This is a genomic window from Megasphaera sp. DJF_B143 (assembly GCF_900320625.1).
GTDB lineage: Bacteria > Bacillota > Negativicutes > Veillonellales > Megasphaeraceae > Megasphaera > Megasphaera hexanoica.
The window spans coordinates 1-2,210 of the sequence record NZ_ONTA01000272.1 but is presented as its reverse complement, the minus strand read 5'-3'; the positions used below and the strand labels follow the sequence as shown (position 1 = coordinate 2,210).

Sequence of the window (2,210 nt, the reverse complement as noted above, 5' to 3'; positions counted from 1 at the left end):
GCCAGCCGTGCGGCCGGCGGAAAGGAGAAAGAAATGGCTAAAAAAGAAACGCGGACGCTTAGTCTGGTACTGATCGACCCGAAAGGCAAGACCGTATCGTACAGCATCCGCAACCCGAAACCGGGCCTTGATAAAGAGGCCGTAGAAAACGCAGTCAAAGCCGTCATCGACGGCAAGATATTTGCTACTGCCAATGGGGACCTGATGGCGCTCAAGAGCTCCCAGGTCGTCACCCGCCAGGTAGAAACCCTGGAATAAGCGCAAGCATAAGGGACGGTAACACAATAGATGTGTCTGTATTGTGTTACCGCCCTGTTTTTTGCCGGTGAAAGGAGAGAGTTTTTTGTAGAATGACAAATGAAAATAAGGTACAATGGAAATGGACTTTAGACGTATTATCCCGCGCCAAGGACGGTGACACGGCGGCCTTTTCCCAGCTGGCAGAGCAGTACGGGCCGCTCATGGGCGCGGTCAGCTGCCGGTATGTATCGTATTATACGGACCTCTCCGAAGCCAGGCAGGCCGCTCTGCGCGGACTTCATGAAGCTGTCTGCCGGTGGGATGGCACCCCTTTCCCCAGCCTGCAGCAGCTTCACTATTTCCTAAAAAAGGAAATCCATCGGTACGTGCGCAACGAAACGGCACGCATGGCCTACGACCGCCGTCATTATGGCCAGAGCATCGACAGCGGCGGCCAATGGACCGACCTGCCAGATGCGATGGCTGATGATGCGCCCGGCCCGGCTGAAGCAGCTATCGAGACCGAACGGAATCAGATCCTGCAGAAAGCCTTGCAGAACCTGCCACCGAGAGAACGGCAGATTGTCACCGGCCGGATCTACGAAAACAAGACCGTCCGTGAACTGGGCGCCCATTTCGGCGTGACCCATCAATACATCTCCAAAATCTACGGCAAAGCCATCCAGAAATTACGAGACTGGCTGACGCCGTATGATATACAGCCTACGTAGAAAGGAGGAGAAACCGATGATACAATCTCTGATTGAACTCACCCATCCCCTGTGGAAGCATCTGGATAAAAAAGTGCAGTTGAAATTTTATGCCGAATGCATCTTAGATACGAACTATCCCGATGGGACCTTTTATTTCGTAAATACGAAACGGGGACTCCGGGCAAAAGGCGTCGAAGCATGCCACCGTCCCGACATCTATATCAAGCCGGACACCCCACTGGAACCGTGCACCTGGCTGGAAGAAGGTGAAGAAGAAAAAGGAGCCTGACCGTTACCCTGTCCGGCAAAAAAATCCAATTTCCCCGGACAATCAGCAAAAATCTTTTTTTAAGAAAAGAAAGGAAAAACCTAAAAATGTAACACCATAAAAGCACTGCCTTTACTGGGCAGTGCTTTTATGTATATTCGCTTATATATAGCATTCATTGATACAAACGTATCAAAAACTACAATGGAAAATGTCTAGATTAGACGAAAATTAAGATTTGGGCCATTTTCGTGAAAAAACTTGACAAGTGAGGAATAATATGATTGTTTTATGCGATAAAATACAATGAAAATTGGGATTACCGCTTGAAAATCACATCGTTGTGATATTGCAAAAATTTAGAATCAGGAAGTGTCCGATGGGGCAGGGTAATTTGCTTTTTATCAAAGGAACAAATCCAGTCGCGTGTCGTATCATCTAAATTGTTTTTTCGCTTTAATACATCTGAAACAATGATTTTGTAATCGGTACTGATAGTAATATACCCTTGGTCAAAAGCTCTATCATGCAGTGCATTGAGACAAAGACCATTATGAGGATTAGCTTTTTCCGTTTTATTTTCGCTATCTTTCCAGGGTTTTATGTGACTGGCAATTAAAAATGCAGGGATAGAAATTCCGGTGATACAGCAGCGATTTTCATAGGCACTCAGGACGGCATTACGGAAAAAGTTCTGTCCATAGCGGATTGAACTTTCCTGTATAATATTCTGTCCTTCGGGGAAACTATAATCATCGTTTTTATCATACAATAATTTCTTTTTCAGCCTTTCATAAACTTCATTTAATTTTTCATAGTTTTGTGAATACGTCTCCCATACATATTGATCCATTTTGCTGCCGTGTGACAATCCTTCAACATTACGCTTTCGTAAATTTTTATCAAATCTGGCTAGATTGCACATTTTCATAGCCATTGCATTAGCACTGCGGTTTAGAATTGATGCTGATTTTTCGATGAGAGGATTT

Annotated in this window: 4 protein-coding genes; 3 read left to right on the top strand and 1 reads right to left on the bottom strand. The window is 45.3% G+C overall.

Annotated features, from left to right (window positions below):
* The 3 genes from DBO31_RS07965 to DBO31_RS07955 all read left to right on the top strand — a co-directional run.
* Window positions 1–258 (top strand): DUF2922 domain-containing protein (locus DBO31_RS07965; protein ID WP_234995439.1); only part of this gene is annotated, 258 nt, incomplete at its 5' end.
* Between the two features lie 92 nt (window positions 259–350).
* The gene (locus tag DBO31_RS07960; RefSeq protein ID WP_150824879.1) at window positions 351–971 is read left to right on the top strand and encodes a sigma-70 family RNA polymerase sigma factor; all 621 of its coding nucleotides are present in this window, start codon (window positions 351–353) and stop codon (window positions 969–971) included.
* A gap of 16 nt (window positions 972–987) precedes the next feature.
* Window positions 988–1,242, top strand: coding sequence for a hypothetical protein (locus DBO31_RS07955; RefSeq protein WP_059075787.1), 255 nt, complete (start codon window positions 988–990; stop codon window positions 1,240–1,242).
* Between the two features lie 298 nt (window positions 1,243–1,540).
* Here the strand turns inward: DBO31_RS07955 and DBO31_RS07950 are convergent.
* Window positions 1,541–2,210: HNH endonuclease (locus DBO31_RS07950; RefSeq protein ID WP_150824878.1), on the bottom strand; the 670-nt coding region annotated here is incomplete at its 5' end.